We start from the raw sequence: 266 nt of genomic DNA on the forward strand, positions 1-266 counted from the left end.
TCGAAGTGGGCGAAAAGACCGTCGTCAACCCGACGATCACGGCCGACGGCAAGCTGGTGCTGGATTTCGGCGAACTGGGCTTCTCCGACGTGCGCATCACCGCCACAGACGAGACCGGTACCTCGGTCAGCGACGTCTTCCGTGCCCGCGTGGCCGGCGAGAACGCCTATACGATCGCTGTCTTCCCGGACACGCAGAACTACACCGCCGAAGGCTACATCAACCATATCTTCGGCGACATGACCCAGTGGCTGGTCGACAACAAG

The 266-nt window shown here is 61.7% G+C and carries 1 protein-coding gene; it reads left to right on the forward strand.

The window, feature by feature from the left end:
- Window positions 1-266 (forward strand): hypothetical protein (locus tag R0J92_RS23560; protein ID WP_411053459.1); only part of this gene is annotated, 266 nt, incomplete at both ends.

This window comes from Tritonibacter sp. SIMBA_163, assembly GCF_046535935.1.
GTDB lineage: Bacteria > Pseudomonadota > Alphaproteobacteria > Rhodobacterales > Rhodobacteraceae > Epibacterium > Epibacterium scottomollicae.